At 73.1% G+C, this 17,923-nt stretch carries 17 protein-coding genes; 10 read left to right on the forward strand and 7 right to left on the reverse strand.

Translation table 11 applies throughout. The features are described from left to right. Positions 1–142: 142 nt before the first annotated feature. The 3 genes from FHX80_RS05920 to FHX80_RS05930 form a co-directional block, all read right to left on the reverse strand. The gene (locus FHX80_RS05920; RefSeq protein ID WP_145763233.1) at positions 143–1,177 is read right to left on the reverse strand and encodes a PHP domain-containing protein; all 1,035 of its coding nucleotides are present in this window, start codon (positions 1,175–1,177) and stop codon (positions 143–145) included. 85 nt (positions 1,178–1,262) lie between these two features. Further along, the gene (locus tag FHX80_RS05925) at positions 1,263–2,039 is read right to left on the reverse strand and encodes a maleylpyruvate isomerase family mycothiol-dependent enzyme (RefSeq protein WP_145763234.1); all 777 of its coding nucleotides are present in this window, start codon (positions 2,037–2,039) and stop codon (positions 1,263–1,265) included. A 39-nt stretch (positions 2,040–2,078) separates the two neighbouring features. Next, entirely contained in the window at positions 2,079–2,645 is a 567-nt protein-coding gene (locus FHX80_RS05930) for a hypothetical protein (RefSeq protein ID WP_145763235.1), read from the reverse strand. Between the two features lie 139 nt (positions 2,646–2,784). Between FHX80_RS05930 and FHX80_RS05935 the strand changes: the two genes are divergently transcribed. After that, positions 2,785–3,075 carry a hypothetical protein gene (locus FHX80_RS05935; RefSeq protein ID WP_145763236.1) on the forward strand — a complete coding sequence of 97 codons (291 nt, stop codon included), beginning with the start codon at positions 2,785–2,787 and terminating at the stop codon, positions 3,073–3,075. Positions 3,076–3,178: 103 nt separating this feature from the next. Here FHX80_RS05935 and FHX80_RS05940 read toward each other — a convergent pair whose 3' ends face one another. The 3 genes from FHX80_RS05940 to FHX80_RS05950 form a co-directional block, all read right to left on the reverse strand. Beyond that, positions 3,179–4,252: a prenyltransferase/squalene oxidase repeat-containing protein gene (locus FHX80_RS05940; RefSeq protein WP_145763237.1), complete on the reverse strand. Its 1,074-nt coding sequence runs from the start codon at positions 4,250–4,252 to the stop codon at positions 3,179–3,181. Next, positions 4,249–5,034 carry a class I SAM-dependent methyltransferase gene (locus FHX80_RS05945; RefSeq protein WP_145763238.1) on the reverse strand — a complete coding sequence of 262 codons (786 nt, stop codon included), beginning with the start codon at positions 5,032–5,034 and terminating at the stop codon, positions 4,249–4,251. Before FHX80_RS05945 ends, FHX80_RS05940 begins: the two co-directional genes overlap by 4 nt. Positions 5,035–5,102: 68 nt before the next feature. Beyond that, positions 5,103–6,443, reverse strand: coding sequence for a glycosyltransferase family 4 protein (locus FHX80_RS05950; protein ID WP_145763239.1), 1,341 nt, complete (start codon positions 6,441–6,443; stop codon positions 5,103–5,105). A 232-nt stretch (positions 6,444–6,675) separates the two neighbouring features. On the opposite strand from FHX80_RS05950, the gene FHX80_RS05955 reads away from it, so the two are divergent. The 7 genes from FHX80_RS05955 to FHX80_RS05985 all read left to right on the forward strand — a co-directional run bounded on the left by FHX80_RS05955 (position 6,676) and on the right by FHX80_RS05985 (position 13,186). After that, a complete protein-coding gene (locus FHX80_RS05955; RefSeq protein ID WP_145763240.1) occupies positions 6,676–7,287 on the forward strand; it encodes a TetR family transcriptional regulator in 612 nt (203 codons plus the stop codon). A gap of 167 nt (positions 7,288–7,454) precedes the next feature. Then, complete coding sequence (locus FHX80_RS05960; protein WP_244318139.1) at positions 7,455–8,744, forward strand: substrate-binding domain-containing protein; 1,290 nt, start codon at positions 7,455–7,457, stop codon at positions 8,742–8,744. Between the two features lie 3 nt (positions 8,745–8,747). After that, the gene (locus FHX80_RS05965) at positions 8,748–9,539 is read left to right on the forward strand and encodes an ABC transporter ATP-binding protein (protein ID WP_145763241.1); all 792 of its coding nucleotides are present in this window, start codon (positions 8,748–8,750) and stop codon (positions 9,537–9,539) included. After that, a complete protein-coding gene (locus tag FHX80_RS05970; RefSeq protein ID WP_145763242.1) occupies positions 9,536–10,279 on the forward strand; it encodes an ABC transporter ATP-binding protein in 744 nt (247 codons plus the stop codon). Before FHX80_RS05965 ends, FHX80_RS05970 begins: the two co-directional genes overlap by 4 nt. Continuing rightward, positions 10,279–11,166, forward strand: coding sequence for a branched-chain amino acid ABC transporter permease (locus FHX80_RS05975; RefSeq protein ID WP_145763243.1), 888 nt, complete (start codon positions 10,279–10,281; stop codon positions 11,164–11,166). The genes FHX80_RS05970 and FHX80_RS05975 overlap by 1 nt, the downstream gene beginning before the upstream one ends. Then, the gene (locus FHX80_RS05980) at positions 11,163–12,305 is read left to right on the forward strand and encodes a branched-chain amino acid ABC transporter permease (RefSeq protein ID WP_145763244.1); all 1,143 of its coding nucleotides are present in this window, start codon (positions 11,163–11,165) and stop codon (positions 12,303–12,305) included. The genes FHX80_RS05975 and FHX80_RS05980 overlap by 4 nt, the downstream gene beginning before the upstream one ends. Further along, positions 12,302–13,186, forward strand: coding sequence for an alpha/beta fold hydrolase (locus FHX80_RS05985; RefSeq protein ID WP_145763245.1), 885 nt, complete (start codon positions 12,302–12,304; stop codon positions 13,184–13,186). Before FHX80_RS05980 ends, FHX80_RS05985 begins: the two co-directional genes overlap by 4 nt. A 95-nt stretch (positions 13,187–13,281) precedes the next feature. Here the strand turns inward: FHX80_RS05985 and FHX80_RS05990 are convergent, their stop codons facing one another. Then, positions 13,282–14,748 (reverse strand): extracellular catalytic domain type 1 short-chain-length polyhydroxyalkanoate depolymerase, encoded by a 1,467-nt coding sequence (locus FHX80_RS05990; RefSeq protein WP_145763246.1) that lies wholly within the window; start codon positions 14,746–14,748, stop codon positions 13,282–13,284. A 310-nt stretch (positions 14,749–15,058) separates the two neighbouring features. Here FHX80_RS05990 and FHX80_RS05995 point away from each other — a divergent pair, with 310 nt between their 5' ends. Then, a complete protein-coding gene (locus FHX80_RS05995; RefSeq protein ID WP_145763247.1) occupies positions 15,059–15,880 on the forward strand; it encodes a 3-hydroxybutyrate dehydrogenase in 822 nt (273 codons plus the stop codon). A gap of 39 nt (positions 15,881–15,919) precedes the next feature. After that, positions 15,920–17,896 (forward strand): helix-turn-helix domain-containing protein, encoded by a 1,977-nt coding sequence (locus tag FHX80_RS06000; protein ID WP_145763248.1) that lies wholly within the window; start codon positions 15,920–15,922, stop codon positions 17,894–17,896. The last annotated feature ends 27 nt before the right edge of the window (positions 17,897–17,923 follow it).

The raw sequence follows: 17,923 nt of genomic DNA on the forward strand, positions 1-17,923 counted from the left end.
GAGCGAGTAGACGTTAGTTGGCGCCGATGCACACCCACCCCTGGCCGGCGGCCGGGGCCGCGGAGGCCACCAGGACGTAGAGGGAGGTTGCGCGCGTGGCTCCGGCATCCATGTCCGGGTTGGGTGCTGACCGGCGCTGCTCTCAGGCCCGGTCCGGGACCGTGCCCTCGCGCGTCCAGGCCAGCAGCTCGTCCGCCGTCCACGTGGTGACGACGCGCTCCGGCGGGACTCCGCACTCCTCGGCTCGGGCGCAGCCGTAGATCTGCCAGTCCAGCTGTCCGGGTGCGTGCGCGTCGGTGTCGACGGCGAAGAGCGTGCCCGCCTCGACGGCGCGGCGCAGCAGCCGCCGGGGCGGGTCCAGCCGCTCGGGCCGGCTGTTGATCTCCACCGCCGTGCCCGACTCCGCGCAGGCGGCGAAGACCTCGTCGGCGTCGAACCGCGACTCCGGGCGGCCCCGGCCGGTGATCAGCCGACCCGTGCAGTGCCCGAGGACGTTGGCCTGCGGATGGCGGACGGCCGCGAGGAGCCGCCGGGTCATCGGGCCGGGGTCCATCCGCAGTTTGAAGTGGACGGAGACGACCACCAGGTCGAGCTGTTCAAGGAGTTCGTCCTCCTGGTCGAGGGAGCCGTCGAGGTTGATGTCGCACTCGATGCCGGTGAGCAGCCTGAACGGTGCCCAGCGCTCGTTGAGTTCGGCGATCTCGGCCAGCTGTCGGCGCAGCCGTTCGGGCGAGAGCCCGTTGGCCACGGTCAGCCGGGGCGAGTGGTCGGTGAGCACCGCCCAGTCGTGGCCGAGCTCGGCCGCCGTACGGCCCATCTCCTCGATCGGGCTGCCGCCGTCCGACCAGTCGGAGTGCAGATGGCAGTCGCCGCGCAGCAGCGCGAGCAGCCGCTCACCGCCCTCGGCGAGCCGTCCGCTCTCCTCGGTCTCGGTCTCCAGCCGCTCCAGATAGGCGGGGACCTCTCCGGCCACCGCCTCGCGGATGACCTGTGCGGTCCTGGGGCCGATGCCCTTGACCCGCTCCAGTGAGCCGTTCGTCACCCGTTGGACGGCTTCGCCGCCGGGCATCGCGGCGACGGTGCGGGCGGCCGTGCGGAAGGCCTGGACACGGTAGGTGTCGGCCCCGCCGCGCTCCAGCAGGAAGGCGATCCGCTCCAGGGCCCGGACCGGGTCCATCGGCACCTCCTCGCCGGACGGGACGGGCTGCCGTTCCAGCTTGGCGCAGCGGCGCCCGGCCCGCACACCGGCCGGGCCCGGTCCGTCAGCCGAAGGACGACCGCGCCAGCCAGAAGTCCAGCAGCTCCGCGTCGCCCAGGACCTCGACCCGGTCGCTGTCCGGGGCGAGGCGGCGGTTGAAGACCAGCATCACGTCGGTGAGCGGCCCCCGCAGTGCCACGGTCGCCTTCTCGTGCGCACGGCGCCAGGTGAAGCCGTCCTCGCCGAACTCGATGAGCCATTCGGCGCCGGGGGTGTCGGTGGCGTGCAGGTGGATGGAGCGCCCGGCGCCGCGCAGCTCCACGGCCTCCGAGTCGCCCTCGGCCTGGGCGCCGGCGACGAACTGCAGCCATTCGTCGATGGTGTCCGCGGCCAGGTCGGCTGCCATGGTGTAGGGCACCTTCGCGGTGAGGGCCGCGTCCGCCTGGTGGACGACCGTCTCGATCGCCATGCGCCGTGCCCAGAATCCCGCGCTCTGGTCCCGGTACCAGGACCAGGCCTTCAGCTCGGGACCCGCCTCACGCAGCACCTCGGCGGTCCCGGCGGCCCCTTCCGCCAGCCAGGCGTCCAGCACGGCGGGGTCGTCGCCGTCGGGGGTGAAGTGCGGCACCCGATCGTCCGGGAGCGCCTCGGTGGCCTGGGTGCGCACGATCTCCCCGGCCCAGCGGTGGACGCCGCCGACATGGACGGCGAGGTCGCGCAGTGTCCACTCGGGGCACGTCGGTACGGTCGCGTCGAGGTCAGCACCGCTCACCGCGGCCCTCAACGCCTCTGTCCTCAGGACGATTTCGTCGCAGTAGCGCTCATGGGAGAGATGGCTCATGCCCGCAGCCTAGTTCGGGCCCGCGCCGCGCCCCACGGGTTATCCGCCGAGCTGCGCGGTGGACGGCACCTTGTCCTTCACCTCGGCGCCCGCGCTCTTCCCGGCGTCCTTGACGTTGTTGATGACGTTCTCGAAGGCGCCGATGTCGCCCTCTCCCGCGTCACCCTTGCGGAGCTTGGTGGCGAGGCCCTCGAGTGATGCGATGCCCGCGGTCAGTGGTGCGACGGCCTTCGAGAGCAGCGGGTCGCCCTTGGCGTTGTCGGAGGCGGCCTTGAGCCTGTTGTAGGCGAAGCCGCCCGCGAGTCCGGCCTTGACGAGCGCGAACGTCCGCCCGTCGGCGCCCTTCTTGAACCTGCCGGCCCGGTACGGCTTGACGATCCACTGGTAGGTGGCGCCCGCGGCCAGCCCCGCGTTGGTGACGAAACGCGTCTTGGCGAACTTCTGCGCCTCGGCCGAAGACGTGCCGGTGGGCGACGTCCCGGTGGGCGACGCGGAACTGCTCGCCCCGCTGTCGCCGCCGCTGCCGCACGCGGTGGCGCTCACCAGCACGGTGCAGGACAGCAGCAGTGCCACGAGCAGACGGCGGAGCGGTACGGAAGTGGGCACAGCGGGCCTCCCTGACCGGGCACATCGCGACGGGTGCCGGGGCCCGGCACCCCCCGCAAGGCTTGCCCCCGCCCGGACGGCCCGCCACCCGGGTACGCCGTCCGGGTTTCACCCGGCGGAATGCGGCAACCCGGATGGCATGTCCTCCAGAACAGGCAACGGAAGCAACACCGCAGCACGTGTCATAGCCGTAGTGGCCGACGTCATGGCCTTCATCATCGGCCTGTGGATTCTGATGTACCTGCTCGACGCCAACCGGGACAACGACCTGGTCGAGTTCGTGCGGCACACCGCCCGCTGGCTCGCCGGCTGGTCGTACGACCTGTTCACGTTCGACGAGGCGTGGGCCAGGGTCGTCGCCGGTTACGGCCTCGCGGCCGTCGTGTACCTGTTCATCGGGCACGCGGTCGCCGGACGCATCCGCCACTGACGCCGACAAAACCGCCGGGCGCGCTGAGCCGGCCGGGACCGCCGGGCGCGCAGAAACAGCCGGGACCGCCCGGCACCGCCCGGCACCGCCCGATCGCAGCCGCTCAGCCGCAGCAGTCCGGCTCCAGTCCCTTCGGCAGCCGTTCCCCGCTGAAGACCGCGGTGGTCGCCTCGTCCCCGCCGAGCGCGGCCACCGCCAGCAGCAGCGAACCGGCGGTCCAGGCGGTGCGCTCCTCGGGCCAGAACGCCCGGTTGCCCTCGAAGACGTACCCCGTCCAGTACAGCCCGTCCTCGGCCCGCAGGTGCTGGATGGACTGCAGGACCTCCAGGGCCCGGTCGGACTCGCCCATCACCCAGAGCGCCAGGGCGAGTTCGCAGCTCTCGCCGCCCGTCACCCAGGGGTTGGGCAGCACACAGCGCACCCCGAGGTCCGGGACGACGAAACGGTCCCAGCCCTCCTCGATCCGCTTCGTGGCAGCCGGTCCGTCGAGCGCGCCGCCGAGGACCGGGTAGTACCAGTCCATCGAGTAGTGGCTCTTGTCCAGGAAGCGTTCGGGGTGGCTGCGGATCGCGTGGGCGAGTGCGCCGGTGGCCAACTCCCAGTCGGGCTGCGGTTCCTCGCGGCGTTCCGCGATGGCGAGCGCGCAGCGCAGTGCCTGGTGGATGGAGGAGGAGCCGGTCAGCAGCGCGTCCGTGACCGGGGTGCCGTCGGCCTCCTGCTTCCAGCCGATCTGGCCGCCGGGCTGCTGGAACCTCAGGACGAACTCGACGGCGGCGAAGACGGTCGGCCACATCCGGTCGACGAACGCGTCGTCGCCGGTGGCGAGGTAGTGGTGCCAGACGCCGACGGCCACGTACGCGCAGAAGTTGGTCTCGAGCCCGCGGTCGGTCGGCTGCTGCGGGTCGCCGTCGTGGTAGGCGGCGTACCAGGAGCCGTCGCCGTTCTGGTTGCGGGCCAGCCACTCGTACGCGCGTTCCGCGGCGTCGTGCTCGCCGGCGGCGTCCAGCGCCATGGCGGCCTCGGTGTGGTCCCACGGGTCGAGGTGGTGCCCGCGGAACCAGGGCAGCGCGCCGTTGTCGCACTGCACGGCGAGCAGCGCGGCGACGGTCTCGGTCGCCTGCCCGGCGGTGAGCACTCCGGGCAGCACAAGGTGTTCGGTCCGCTCGGGAAGGGTCACGCCGGGGCCCCTGCGGAGTCGTCGGCCTTCGCCGGGGCATCGGTGGTCATGGCGGCGGGCAGGTGCGGCTTGGTCGCGTAGGCGACGAAGCTCTTGCCGACGACCGGGTTGAGCAGCTGCTCGGCGACCCGGGTGGCCATCGGCTTCTTCATGATGTCCCAGACCAGCAGCTTGTGGTACGCCCGCACCGGCAGCGCTGCGTCCTTGCCGTCGCGGCCCACTCCAAAGGCGCACTTCAGCCACCAGTAGGGCGAGTGCAGCGCGTGTGCGTGGTGGGTGCCGTACGGCTTGAGGCCGGCGCCGCGCATCCGGCCGAGCAGCTCGTCGGCCTTGTAGATGCGGATGTGGCCGCCCTCGACCTCGTGGTAGGCGTCGGAGAGCGTCCAGCAGACCTTCTCGGGGCCGTAGCGCGGCACCGTGATCGCGATCCGGCCGCCGGGCCTGAGCACCCGGACCATCTCGGCGAGTACGCCCTTGTCGTCGGGGATGTGCTCCATCACCTCGGAGATGATCACGACGTCGAAGGACGCGTCGGGGAACGGCAGGTTGAGCGCGTCCCCCTCCATGGCGGTGGCGGTGGCGCCCTCGGGTGCCTCCCCGGCCTCCTTCATCGCGGCGAACCACTTCGCGACCTCGCGGATCTCCTCGCCGTTCCGGTCGAGAGCCACCACCTGGGCGCCGCGCCGGTAGCACTCGAAGGCGTGGCGTCCGGCGCCGCAGCCCAGGTCGAGCACTCGGTCGCCTGCGGCGAGCGGGAAGCGGGTGAAGTCCACGGTCAGCACGAATGCCTGCTTTCGCGGTCGGGGTTCGAAGGGGGCGGGAGAGCGGAGACGTCAGGGGTGGGGCGGTTTCACCGACGGCCGTCGGGTCCGGCGGCGGCACGGGCGGCGATGGCCTCCCGGTAGAGCGCGGCGGTACCGATCGCCGCCTGCTTCCAGGTGAATCGTGCGAGGACCCGTTCGCGTCCCGCCGCCCCGAGCCGCTCGCGCAGCGCCGCGTCGCCGAGCAGCCGGCCGAGCGCGTCGGCCAGGGCCCCGGGGGCGGCGGGCGGGACCGCCAGACAGGTCTCGCCGTCCGGTCCCGCGACCTCGGGGATCGCGCCGCCGGTGGTGGCGACGAGCGGGGTGCCGGTGGCCATGGCCTCGGCGGCCGGCAGTGAGAACCCCTCGTACAGCGAGGGGACACAGGCGATCTGGGCGCTGCGCACCAGGTCGACGAGTTCGGCGTCGCTGATGCCCTTGACGAACTCGACGGCGTCCCCGAGACCGTGCCGTTCGATGGCCTGCGCGACCGGTCCGTCCTCGGCCCGCCGGCCGACGACCACGAGGTGCGCCGCCGGGTTGCCGGTACGGAGCTTGGCGAGCGCCTCGACGAGGTGGACGAGGCCCTTGAGCGGTACGTCGGCGCTGGAGGTGGTGACGATCCGGCCGTCGACCTCGGCGACCGCGGGGTCGGGCGACCACAGGTCGGTGTCGGCGCCGATGTGGACGACGTGGACGCGGGCCGGGCGCACCCCGAGGTGCTCGACTATCTCCTGTTTGGAGGAGCCGGAGACGGTGAGCACGGACGGCAGCCTGCGCGCGACCCGCTTCTGCATGCGGGTGAAGGCGTACCAGCGGCGTACGGAGGCGCGGCGGCGACGGGTCGGGGCGGCGTCGAGGTCGAGCCGCCGGTCGACGGTGATGGGGTGGTGGATGGTGGTGACGAGGGGGGCGCCGAGGTCGGCGAGGAATCCGTAGCCGAGCGTCTGGTTGTCGTGGATGACGTCGAACTCGCCGCGTCTGGCGGCGAGATGGCGCCGGGCGCGCAGGCTGAAGGTGAGCGGCTCGGGGAATCCGCCGGTCCACATGGTGGCGACCTCGGTGGCGTCGATCCAGTCCCGGTACTCGCCGCGCTTCGGGGTGCGGAACGGGTCGGGGTTCCGGTAGAGGTCCAGACTCGGCAGCTCGGTGAGCGGGACGCCCTCGTCGAGCACGGGGTAGGGCTGGGCGCCGATCACCTCGACGCTGTGGCCGAGCCGGGCGAGCTCGCGGGCGAGGTGGCGTACGTAGACGCCCTGACCGCCGCAGAAGGGGTTGCCCTTGTAGGTGAGGAGCGCGATGCGCAACGGCCGGTCGCCGACGGGGTCCGCCTCCGTGTCCGACGTACCGGGGCCCGTGCGGGGGCCCGACTCTATGGCCTCAGCGGTCACGCTCGGCCCCCTTCTCACTGCGTATTCGCCGGAGCGTAACCGCTCACGCTAATCTAGAACAAGTTACAGACTGGATCGTTCAACGCGTTACGAATCTACCGGCAGGTAGCGTCGGTGCGGCGGCCGGATCAGGTGATTCGCGCCACGACACACACCCTGGCATGCTGTGCGCCGCCGGACCGGCCGCCGCTTCCTCGTGGTCGCGGACCTGAAGCCACGGGGAATGGGACACATGACAGCGGAAGCCAGACCGGCATCGCCGCCCCTGACGGAACGCCAGGAGGCCCGCCGCCGCCGCATCCTGCACGCCAGCGCGCAGCTCGCCGGCAAAGGCGGGTTCGAGGCCGTCCAGATGCGTGAGGTGGCGGAGGCCGCCGGGGTCGCCCTGGGCACCCTGTACCGCTACTTCCCGTCCAAGGTCCATCTGCTGGTCGCCACCATGCAGGACCAGCTCCAGCGCATGCAGGGCACGCTGCGCAAACGTCCGCCGGCCGGGGCCGACCCGGCGGACCGGGTCGCCGAAACCCTGATGCGGGCGTTCCGCGCGCTCCAGCGCGAACCGCACCTGGCGGACGCGATGGTGCGCGCGCTGACCTTCGCGGACCGCAGCGTGAGCCCCGAGGTGGACACCGTCTCGCGCCTCACGACGGCGATCATCCTGGACTCGATGGGGCTCGAGCACCCGACACCCGAGCAGCTCTCGGCCGTCCGGGTGATCGAGCACACCTGGCACTCGGCGCTGATCACCTGGCTGTCCGGCCGGGCGTCGATCGCCCAGGTGAAGATAGACATCGAGACGGTGTGCCGGCTGATCGACCTGACGGCCGAGGACCCGGTCCGCTGAACCGGCGTCGATGACTCCCGCGGGGCGCCGCCCCTGCCGGGGTCCTGCCCATGTACGGCACCCACATGGGCACCCGGTCAGGTGGGGTGCCCTGCACCATATCGACGACGGCACGGTGTTCATACGGTTCGGCGACATCACAGGAACACGCCGAGGAGCCGGTCACCATGCGTCGCAGAGTCAGCAGAGTCAGCAGAACGAGCAGCGTCAGCAGAGCCGGCGGGGCCACCCGCACCGCCCGGCCCCGATCCCTGTCGGCCGTCGCCGTACTGGCCACCGCCGGTCTGCTGCTGACCGGGTGCACCGCCGCCGGCAAGGCGGGCAGTGAGGAGTCGACGACCGGGAAGTCCGCCAGTGGCGCGGCCGTGAAGGTGGGCCTGGTCTACTCCCGGACCGGGCTGCTCGCCGACTACGGCAAGCAGTACCGGGACGGCTTCATGGCGGGCCTGGACTACGCCACGAAGGGCACCCGCAAGGTCGCCGGCCACCGCATCGAGGTCACCGAGCAGGACGACGCGGGCGACCCCGGCAAGGCGGTCTCCGCGGCGAAGAACCTGATCGGCAAGGGCTACAAGGTGCTGGCCGGCACCACCGACTCCGGCGTCGCCCTCCAGATGGCGCCGCTCGCCGCCCAGAACAAGGTGCTGTACATCAGCGGACCGGCCGCCACCGACGCGGTGACCGGGATCAACGACTACACCTTCCGCTCGGGCCGCCAGTCCTACCAGGACATCCTCACGGCGGGGGCGATGCTCGGCGACGCCAAGGGCAAGAAGGTCACGGTGCTGGCCCAGGACTCCACGTTCGGCCAGGCGAACGTCGCCGCGGTGAAGGCGGTGCTCGGCGCGAAGGGCGCGAAGGTGGGCTCCGTACTGGCGCCGCCCAGCGCGACGGACCTGACGCCGTTCGCCCGGCAGGTGAAGGCGGGCGGGCCGGATCTGGTCTTCGTGGCCTGGGCCGGTTCCACCGCACCGGCGCTGTGGACCGCGCTGGACCAGCAGGGTGTGCTGGGCGCCGGCAAGGTCGTCACCGGGCTCGCCGGGACGGCCTCGTACCCGATCTTCGGGACGGCCGGGGCCAAGGTGTCGTTCCTCGCCCACTACTTCCCCGGTGCGGGCGGCGGCAACGCCGCGGAGAAGGCCATGCTCGACTCGGTGACGAAGGCCGGCGGCACCCCCGACCTGTTCACCCCGGACGGTTTCACCGCGGCCCAGATGATCGTGCACGCCGTGGCCGAGGGCAGCGCCACCGACCCGGCCGCGATGGTGAAGGCCCTGGAGGGCTGGACCTTCGACGGGGTGAAGGGCAAGGCGCAGGTCCGGGCCGAGGACCACGCCCTGGTGCAGCCGATGTTCGTGGCCCGGCTGACCGGCAAGGGCGCCGCCGCGAAGCCCGAGCTGCTGCACACCGAACCGATGGACACCGTGGCACCGCCCGTGAAGCCCTCGGCGGGCTGAAACATGACCGCACCGCACACCCTCGGCCACCGGGACGGCCGGGCGGATTCCGCGGCACCCGTGCTCCAGCTGGACGGACTCGGCTGGAGCATCGGGGGCGCGACCATCGTCCAGGACATCACGCTCAGCGTCCGCGAGGGCGAGTTCCTGGCCTTCATCGGCCCCAACGGGGCCGGAAAGACATCCCTGTTCAACCTCATCAGCGGCACGACGATGCCGACCGCGGGCACGATCGCGCTGGACGGCACCGACATGACGGACCGGCCCGCGCATGTGCGGGCCCGGCGCGGGCTCGGCCGGACGTTCCAGACGTCCAGCCTCTGGCCCGCGATGACCGTGGCCGACCACGTCCGGCTGGCGGCGCAGGCCGCCCGGGGCGGCTCCTACCGGCTCTGGCGGCGCGCCGACCCGTACACCGCCGAGGTGGACGGCGTGCTGGAGCGCACCGGTCTGGGCCACCGGGCCGGAGCGACGGCATCCGAACTGTCGCACGGCGAGAAGCGGAAGCTGGAGCTGGCCGTGCTGCTGGTGGGCGAGCCCCGGCTGATGCTGCTCGACGAACCGATGGCCGGGGTGAGCGCGGAGGAGGTCCCGGCGCTGACCGAGCTGATCCGCACCCTGCACCGGGAGGAGGGCCGCACCGTCCTCATGGTCGAGCACCACATGGACGTACTCCTGGGCCTGGCCGACCGGCTCGCCGTGATGCATCACGGCCGGCTGCTGGCCCTGGACACCCCCGAGGCCGTCACCGCCGATCCGACCGTGCAACAGGCCTACCTCGGGGAGGGGTTGTGAGCGCGCAGACCCTGCTCGCCGTCCGGGACCTGCGGGTCCTGATCGGCGGCCGGCACATCCTGCACGGTGTCGACCTGGACGTCGCCGCCCACGGCGTGACCGCGCTGCTGGGACGCAACGGCGCCGGGAAGACCACGACCGTACGGGGCATCCTGGGCCTCGTCCCGCGCAGCGGCAGTGTGCGGCTGGACGGTGAGGAGACCGTGGCCCTGCCCACCCACGCCGTGGTCCGGCGGGGTGTGGGTTACGCCCCGGAGGACCGCGGCGTCTTCGCCGGGCTGACCGTGGCGGAGAACCTGCGGCTGGCCGAACGGCGCGGCGCGGGCGAGCCCGCCTACGCCCTGGTCCATGAGCTCTTCCCCGAACTCAAGCAGCGGGCCCGGCAGCCGGCCGGGACGCTGTCCGGCGGCCAGCAGCAGATGGTCGCCATCGGCCGCACCCTGCTCAACGCCAACCGGCTGATCATCGCGGACGAACCCACCAAGGGTCTGGCGCCGAAGGTGGTCACCGAGGTGGCGCAGGTGCTGGAGCGGGCCGCCGAGGCGGTGCCGGTGCTGCTCGTGGAGCAGAACCTCGCCGTCGTGCGCCGGCTCGCCGAGCACTGCGTGGTACTGGCCGACGGCCGGACCGCCCACCGGGGCCCGGCGGACGAACTGCTCGGCGACGCGGAGGCGGCCCGCCGGCTGCTCGGCGTGGGCCACGGCCCGCTGTCCACCCACACCGCGGAGGCGGATTCCTGATGTCCACCATCGTGCTGCTCACCATGACCGGACTCGGTCTGGGAGCCCTCTACTTTCTCGTCGCGTCCGGACTCTCGCTGATCTTCGGCCTGATGGACGTGCTCAACTTCGCGCACGGGGCGCTGCTCTCCATCGGGGCGTACGGCACTTGGTGGGCGGCGTCCGGCCATCTGCCCGGCGCCGGACCCGGCGGGGCCGGCTTCGTCCTCGCGGTGCTGTTCGGTACGGCGGTGGGCACCGTCGCCGCCGTGCTCCTGGAACTCGCCGTCGTCCGCCCGCTCTACACCCGGCCGCGCGAGCAGGTGCTCGCCACGGTCGGGGTGGGGCTCGCGGTCCCCGCACTGCTGTCGGGGATCTGGGGATCGGACGCCCGGACCTTCCCGGGGCCGAAGGCGCTGTCCGGCACCTTCGGGCTGCTGGGCGCGCAGGTCCCGGTCAACCGCCTCGTGCTGGTCGCGGCGGCGGTCGTGGTCCTGGTGGCGCTGCGGCTCTTCCTCGGCCGGACCCGGCACGGTCTCGTCGTACGGGCGGGGGTCGAGGACCGGGCGATGGTCACCGCGCTCGGCATCGACGTCCGCAAGGCGTTCACCCTCGTCTTCGCGATCGGGGGCTGCGCCGCCGCACTGGGCGGGGCGCTCGGCGGGCTGTACTTCGGTTCGGTCGATCCCCGTCAGGGCACCTCGCTGCTGATCTTCGCGTTCGTCGTCGTGGTCACCGGCGGCATGGGTTCGGTGACCGGCGCCGCCGTGGCGTCGGTGGTCATCGGCCTGGTCCAGCAGTTCGCCAACTACTACACCGCAGCGGGCCTCGGCGATCTGGCGGTCGTCGTCCTGCTCGCCGCGCTGCTGCTGATCCGGCCGCGCGGACTGACGGGGAGGCTCGCGTGAGCACCGCCACCGAGACACACGACCGCACCGACGGCAGATCCCAGGCCGCACCGGCGCCCCCCGGCCGGTCCCGGCAACTGCTGCGCTGGTGGCCCGCCGCCGTCCTGCTGGTCCTGGTCGTGGCGCCCTACAGCGCCGTACCCGTGCCGGGTCTGCTGGACGGCCCGCTCGGCAGTGCGGGAAGCCTGCAACTCATCGCCACCTGCCTGCTGTTCGGCGCCCTGGCCACGGGCTACGACCTGCTGCTGGGCCGTACGGGGCTGCTCTCCTTCGGGCACGCCCTGTACTTCGCGGCGGGCAGCTACGCCACCAACGTGTTCCTGCTGGAGGCGGGGCTCCCGTTCGCGGCCGCCGCGGTCCTCGGCCTCTGCTTCGGGATCGCGCTGGCCCTGGTCCTGGGGTCGGTGAGCCTGCGCGTCACCGGCATCGGCTTCTCCATGGTCACGCTGGCGTTCGCCCAGGCGGGCTCGATCCTGGTCTCCCGCAACCCCGGTGGCGTCACCGGCGGTGAGGAGGGCCGGGCGGCACCGGCGGACCTGCTGCCCTCCTGGCTCGTCGGCATCGACAACACCGCGAACCTCTACTGGATCGCCCTCGCCTATCTCGTCCTCACCCTGGGCGTCGTCCACTGGGCGGTCCGCTCCCCCACCGGACGCGTCTGGGAGGGCATCAAGGAGAACGAGCGCCGGGTGGAGGTGCTGGGGCTGAAACCGTACGGTTTCAAGCTGACGGCCTTCGTCGTGGCGGGCGCGCTCGCCGCGCTCGGCGGCATCGTGCACCTGCTTCTGACCGGTGGTTCCACGCCCCAGACGACCACGTCCGACTTCACGCTGTCGCTGCTGGTGATGGTGGTGCTGGGCGGCTCCGGAACCCGCTGGGGCCCGATGGTCGGCGGCATCCTCTACACCTGGGCGGACCACCGGCTCGGCGACCTGGCCGGTTCGGGCGCGGTCGCCGACCTCCCGGCGGTGCTCCGCGTCCCGCTCTCCCAGCCGCTGTTCCTGCTGGGCGTGCTGTTCGTGGCCGTGGTACATCTGCTGCCGGGCGGCCTGGCCCGACTGCCGTCCAGGCTCGCCGCGCTGCGTCGAGGCGGGCCCGCCGAAGAGATCCCGCCCCGGAAGGAGAACGGAAACCCGTGATTCCGCACGAAGAGATCAAGGTCCCTGTCGCCGGAGGCGAGTTGGCGGCCGTGCGCTGGCCGGCCGCCGGTCCGGACGCGCCGGTGGTGGTCGCGCTGCACGGCATCACGGCCAACGCGCTGTCCTGGGGCCCGGTGGCCCGGCTGCTGGCCGGCCGCGTCACACTGATCGCCCCGGACCTGCGTGGCCGGGCGGGGAGTTCGGGACTTCCCGGCCCGTACGGCATCGCCGGGCACGCCGACGACGTCGCCGCCCTGACCGAGGCCCTGGGCCTGGACCGGGTGGTGCTGGCGGGCCACTCGATGGGGGCGTTCGTGGCGGCGCTGGCCGCGGTACGCCATCCGGACCGCTTCGGGCCGCTGCTGCTCGTCGACGGCGGGATTGGCTTCCCGGCGCCCACGCACCTGACTCCGGACGAACTGATGACGGCGGTGATCGGTCCGGCGATGGACCGGCTGTCGATGACCTTCGCGGACCGGGCCGCCTACCGCGCCTTCTGGCAGGCGCACCCGGCGTTCGCGGGCGCCTGGTCGGACGAGGTCGACGCGTACATCCAGCGCGACCTGACGGGCGGCGAACCGGCCATGCACTCGACGTGCCGGATCGAGGCGGTCCGCACGGACGGCATCGGCCTCTTCGACGAGGAGGTGCTCTCGGCCGTGCGGAAGCTGCCCGCCGAGGCGACGCTGCTGTGGGCGGCACGCGGTCTGATGGACGAGGAGCAGGGCCTGTACGACGAGCAGCGGCTGGCGGCGGCGGACCTGGGCGGGACCCGGCTGAGGCCGGTGGCGGTGCCGGACGTGAACCACTACACGGTACTCACGGGCGAGCGGGGCGGGCGGGAGATCGCCGACCGGCTGGTGGCGTACGCGCGCGCCTGACGGCGGACGGGCCCGGCACGGCCGCCGGGTCCGCGACCGACGGTGGACAGGGTCCGGCACGCGTGCCGGACCCCGTACGCCGTGCGCCGCACGGATCAGCCGGTGCAGCCGCTGTCCGCGATCACGAAGTACCCCGCCGGTGACTCCTTGAGGGTGTGCGTGACGAAGACGTTGTACAGGCCCATGTTCGCCTCCGAGCCGTTGGCGTAGACGTACCCGCCCGTGGTGTGGGCCCTGCCCGCGGCCACGTGCGCGTAGTTGGTCGCGGTGAAGCACCGCGCGGTCACGCCGCCCGTGGTGACCGCCGTCACCTGGGCCGACGCGGCGGAGAGCGTCCCCGATCCGTCGACGGCCGCCACCGTGTAGCGGTAGGTGCTGCCGGCGGTGAGGCCGGTGTCCGTGTACGTCGTGCCGGCCGGGGACGCGATCTTCGTACCGTTGCGGAACACGGCGTACGAGGCGGCGCCCCCGACCGCGTTCCAGGACAGCGACGCGGTGGTGCCGGTGACGCCCGTGACCTTCACGCCCGCCGGGGCCGGCAGCGCCTCGCCGCCGTCGCCGCCGCCGGGGTTGCCGCCGTCCAGGCCCCAGAAGACGCCCGTGTAGTACGTCGAGCAGATCGTCTTCAGGAAGTACGCGGCCGCCGTCCCGCACTGGTCCGCGCCCGAGCCGGGGCTCACCGGAAGGCCGTGGCCCATGCCGGAGACGGAGTACGTCTCCACGGCGGGCCGCCCGGCGGAGTCGTTGTAGACGCTGCGGGTGGTGTTACCGGGGAGGGTGTCGGTGGACGACGGGGTCTGGCCGATGCCCCAGACGTCCGTCCACTGGTCGCGCAGCGCCGTGGCGTTGGCCGGGTACACCGTGTAGTCCGAGGTGCCCTGCCAGATCGCCACCCGGGGCCACGGGCCGGTGTATCCGGGATAGGCGCCGCGGACCTTGTCGCCCCACTGGGCGGGGTTGAGCTTCTGCGGGCCCGTCTGACAGCCCGACGCGGCCGCCTGGCTCGTCGCGCACTGCGCGGGCAGCCCCGAGGCCACCGAGCCGCCCGCGAACACGTCCGGGTAGGCGGCCAGCAGGTCCGCGGTCATGCCGCCGCCCGCCGAGAGACCGGTGACGTACACCCGGCGGCCGTCCGAGCCGCGGCTCTGCTTCGCGTGCTCCACCATCTGCACGATCGACGCGGCCTCGCCCTTGCCGCGGCTGTCCTCGGCCGGGTCGAACCAGCCGAAGCAGGAGAGCGCGTTGTTCGCGGAGGTGGTCTGCGGGAAGACGACGTCGAAGCCCCACTGGTCGGCGAACTTCGGCCAGCCGGAGTTGGCGTAGTACGCGTCGGCCGTCTGGGCGCAGCCGTGCAGGGCGACGACCAGGGGCGCGTTCGCCGGGAGTCCGGCGGGGGTGTACTCGTACATCTGGAGGTTGCCGGGGTTGGAGCCGAAGCCGGTGACCTGCTGGAGGCCCCCGGCGGCAGCGGCGGCCGGCTGGGCGGCCGCCGTGGCGCTCAGCGTCGCGGCGACGAGGCCGAGGACCGCGGTGGACGCGATGCGCCGGAACAGGCGGCGCATGCGGTGCGCTCGGGGCGTTCCGGGCGGACGGTGGTGGGGGACGGATGGGCGCACGGGTGCCTCCTGGTCGTACGTGCGGGGTACGGGTTGCTGCCGGAACTTACGAGCCGCGGCTCCGCGCGCACATGTGGCAGGCGGACATCCGCGGGTGCGGGGTGTGTGCGGCGGGTCCCTTGTGCGGGCCGGGGCCGCGCGTGGCCGGGCCGCCCGGCGCCGCACCGCACCATGTACGCCGCCACCATGCCGGGGCGGGAGGGTGTGTGCACCGGCCCCGTGTGACACGGGCCGTGGCGTACCTACGGTGACGGCCATGGAGACTTCCCGGAGACCCGATCACGAGCCCCCCGCCCCCTTCCCCGGCGGCGGACCGTCGCAGGTACCCGCAGAACCGTTCCTGGCCGGGCGGACCGCGCTGGTGACCGGTGCGGCGAGCGGTATCGGGCGGGCCTGCGCGCAGGCGCTGGCCGCGGCCGGCGCGCATGTGCACGTCGTGGACAAGGCGGGCGAGGCCGCCAGGAGCCTGGCCGGGGAGATCGGCGGGACGGCCTGGGTGGTGGACCTGTCCGACCCCGGGGTCGTCGACACCCTGCCGGCCCGCGTGGACGTGGTCGTCAACAACGCGGGGCTCCAGCACGTCGCCCCCGTCCACGCATTCCCGCCGGATCGCTTCGCGCTGATCCAGCGCGTCATGGTGGAGACCCCGTTCCGCATCTTGCGCAGGACCCTGCCGGGCATGTACGAACGCGGCTGGGGGCGCGTACTCAACATCTCGTCGGTGCACGGGCTGCGCGCGAGCCCGTACAAGTCGGCCTATGTGACGGCCAAGCACGCACTGGAGGGGCTGAGCAAGGTGGTGGCGCTCGAAGCGGCGGAGCACGGGGTGACGAGCAACTGCGTCAGCCCCGGTTACGTGCGCACACCCCTGGTCGAGAACCAGATCGCCGACCAGGCCCGTACGCACGGCATCTCGGAGGAGGACGTGGTGGGGCGGGTGATGCTGGAGCGCAGCGCGATCAAGCGGCTGATCGAACCGGCGGATGTCGCCGAGGCCGTCCTTTGGCTGTGTGGGCCGCGCACCGGGCACATCACGGGGACCTCGCTCTCCATGGACGGCGGCTGGACCGCCAACTGACCGACCGCCCGGACCCGCCCCCTACGAACGATGGCCGCCATGTCTGAACCGTCTCCCTCCGCCGCACCCCACCTCCGGCGTCTGTTCGACCTGCTGGCCGACGACGCGCCCGCCGAGGCGCTGGGGGCCGTCTCCTCGCAGGCACGCGGGGACGGCGTGGCCGCCGGGGAGCTGGCCGAGGTGGAGCGGGCCACGGCCACCGCGCTGCGGATCAGGGGCGCCCTGCGCCAGCACCGGCGCCGCGAGCTCCAGCTCACCGCGCTCTTCGACACGGCGGGTGACCTGGCGGCCTCCCGCGACCTGGACGACGTGCTGAAGGCCATCGTGCGGCGGGCCAGGATGCTGCTGGGGACGGACACGGCCTACCTCACCCTCCCGGACGAGGAGGCCGGCGACACCTACATGCGGGTGACCGACGGGTCGGTGTCGCTGCTCTTCCAGCGGCTGCGCCTCGAACTCGGCGAAGGGCTCGGCGGTCTCGTCGCGCAGACGGCGAGCCCGTACGCGAGCCCGGACTACCGCACCGACGAGCGCTTCCGTCACACGCGCAACATCAACGCCGGGGTCCTGGACGAGGGCCTGGTCGCCATTCTGGGCGTGCCGCTGCTGCTCGGCTCCAGCCGCGGGGGTACGGGGAAGGTGATCGGCGTCCTCTTCGCGGCCGACCGGGCGCCGCGGGTCTTCAGCCCCGACGAGGTGGCCCTGCTGTGCTCGCTCGCCGCCCACGCCGCGATCGCCATCGACACCGCCCGTGCCCTGGCCGACACCACCTCCGCCCTCGCCGAACTCGCCGAGGCGAACGCCGAGCTGGCCGAGGCCAATGCCTCCGTACGGGCCCACTCGGCGGCCATGCGGCGGGCCGAGGAGTCGCACGACCGGCTGACGGACCTGGTGCTGCGCGGCAGGGACGTCAAGGACGTGGCGGCGGCCGTCGCCGGACTGCTGGACTCCCCCCTGACCATCCATGACCCGGGCGGGCGCCTGCTGGCCGCGGTCCGCCCGGACGGTACGGGCTTCGCCGCCGACAGCATGGACGCGGGGTGGCTGGCGGAGGCGGCCGAGGAGTCCCGTACGGGGGCCCGCGCCGTGCACCGCGAGGGGCGGGTGGTCTGCGCGGTGCTCGCCGGGCAGGAGCTCCTCGCCGGTCTGGTGCTGCACCGGGGCCGGCAACTGGACGACTCCGACCGCCGTCTGTTCGAGCGGTCGGCGGTGGTCACCGGACTGCTCCTGCTGCTGCGGCGCACGGTGGCCGAGACGGAGAACCGCATCCGCGGCGAACTGATCGCCGACCTGCTGACGGACACCGGCCGCGACCCGGCGGGCCTCGCGGAACGCGGCCGCCGGCTGGGCATCGACCTGGACCGCCCGCATCTGCTGCTGGTCGCGGAGACCGGCGCGCGGGAACGGCTGGCCCCGGCCGCGATGCGCTATCTGTTCGGCGGGGGCATCCATGGCGTGAGCGCCGAACACGCGGGCGCGGTGGTGCTGTTGATAGAGGCGGGCGGCTCCGGACCGGCGGCCGGCGCCGCGGCCCGCTCGGCGGCGGCCCAGCTCGGCCAGCTGGCCCAGGCACCGGTCACCGTCGCCGCCACGGGCCCCGCCCGGGGCCCGCAGGAGCTGGCCGCCGCGTACGCGGAGGCGGCGCGCTGCCTGCGGGCGATGCGGGTCCTGGGGCGTACGGGCGAGGGTGCGTGCGTGGACGAACTCGGCTTCCTGGGCGTGGTGCTGGGCAACGGGCAGGACGTCGACGGCTTCGTGTCGGCGACGCTGGGGCCACTGCTGGAGTACGACGCCCAGCGCGGCACCCACCTGGTGCGGACGCTCGGCGCGTACTTCGGCGCGGGCGGCAGCCTGATCCGGGCCAAGGACGAGCTGCATGTGCACGTGAACACGGTGGTGCAGCGGCTGGACCGGATCCAGGTGCTGCTGGGGCGGGACTGGAACGAGCCGGACCGCGCCCTGGAGCTCCAACTGGCGCTACGCCTGCACCTGTTGTCGGGCACCCCGGACCGCTGACGCCCCGCCCCCGCCCCCTGGCCGCTG

The organism is Streptomyces brevispora (assembly GCF_007829885.1).
Classification (GTDB): Bacteria; Actinomycetota; Actinomycetes; order Streptomycetales; family Streptomycetaceae; genus Streptomyces; species Streptomyces brevispora.

Bases quoted from the DNA above. Each gene is read 5' to 3' on its own strand.
- FHX80_RS05920 (WP_145763233.1), bottom strand. From the start codon at position 1,177: ATGGACCCGGTCCGGGCCCTGGAGCGGATCGCCTTCCTGCTGGAGCGC.
- FHX80_RS05925 (WP_145763234.1), bottom strand. From the start codon at position 2,039: ATGAGCCATCTCTCCCATGAGCGCTACTGCGACGAAATCGTCCTGAGG.
- FHX80_RS05935 (WP_145763236.1), top strand. From the start codon at position 2,785: ATGTCCTCCAGAACAGGCAACGGAAGCAACACCGCAGCACGTGTCATA.
- FHX80_RS05955 (WP_145763240.1), top strand. From the start codon at position 6,676: ATGACAGCGGAAGCCAGACCGGCATCGCCGCCCCTGACGGAACGCCAG.
- FHX80_RS05960 (WP_244318139.1), top strand. From the start codon at position 7,455: ATGCGTCGCAGAGTCAGCAGAGTCAGCAGAACGAGCAGCGTCAGCAGA.
- FHX80_RS05965 (WP_145763241.1), top strand. From the start codon at position 8,748: ATGACCGCACCGCACACCCTCGGCCACCGGGACGGCCGGGCGGATTCC.
- FHX80_RS05975 (WP_145763243.1), top strand. From the start codon at position 10,279: ATGTCCACCATCGTGCTGCTCACCATGACCGGACTCGGTCTGGGAGCC.
- FHX80_RS05990 (WP_145763246.1), bottom strand. From the start codon at position 14,748: ATGCGCCGCCTGTTCCGGCGCATCGCGTCCACCGCGGTCCTCGGCCTC.
- FHX80_RS05995 (WP_145763247.1), top strand. From the start codon at position 15,059: ATGGAGACTTCCCGGAGACCCGATCACGAGCCCCCCGCCCCCTTCCCC.
- FHX80_RS06000 (WP_145763248.1), top strand. From the start codon at position 15,920: ATGTCTGAACCGTCTCCCTCCGCCGCACCCCACCTCCGGCGTCTGTTC.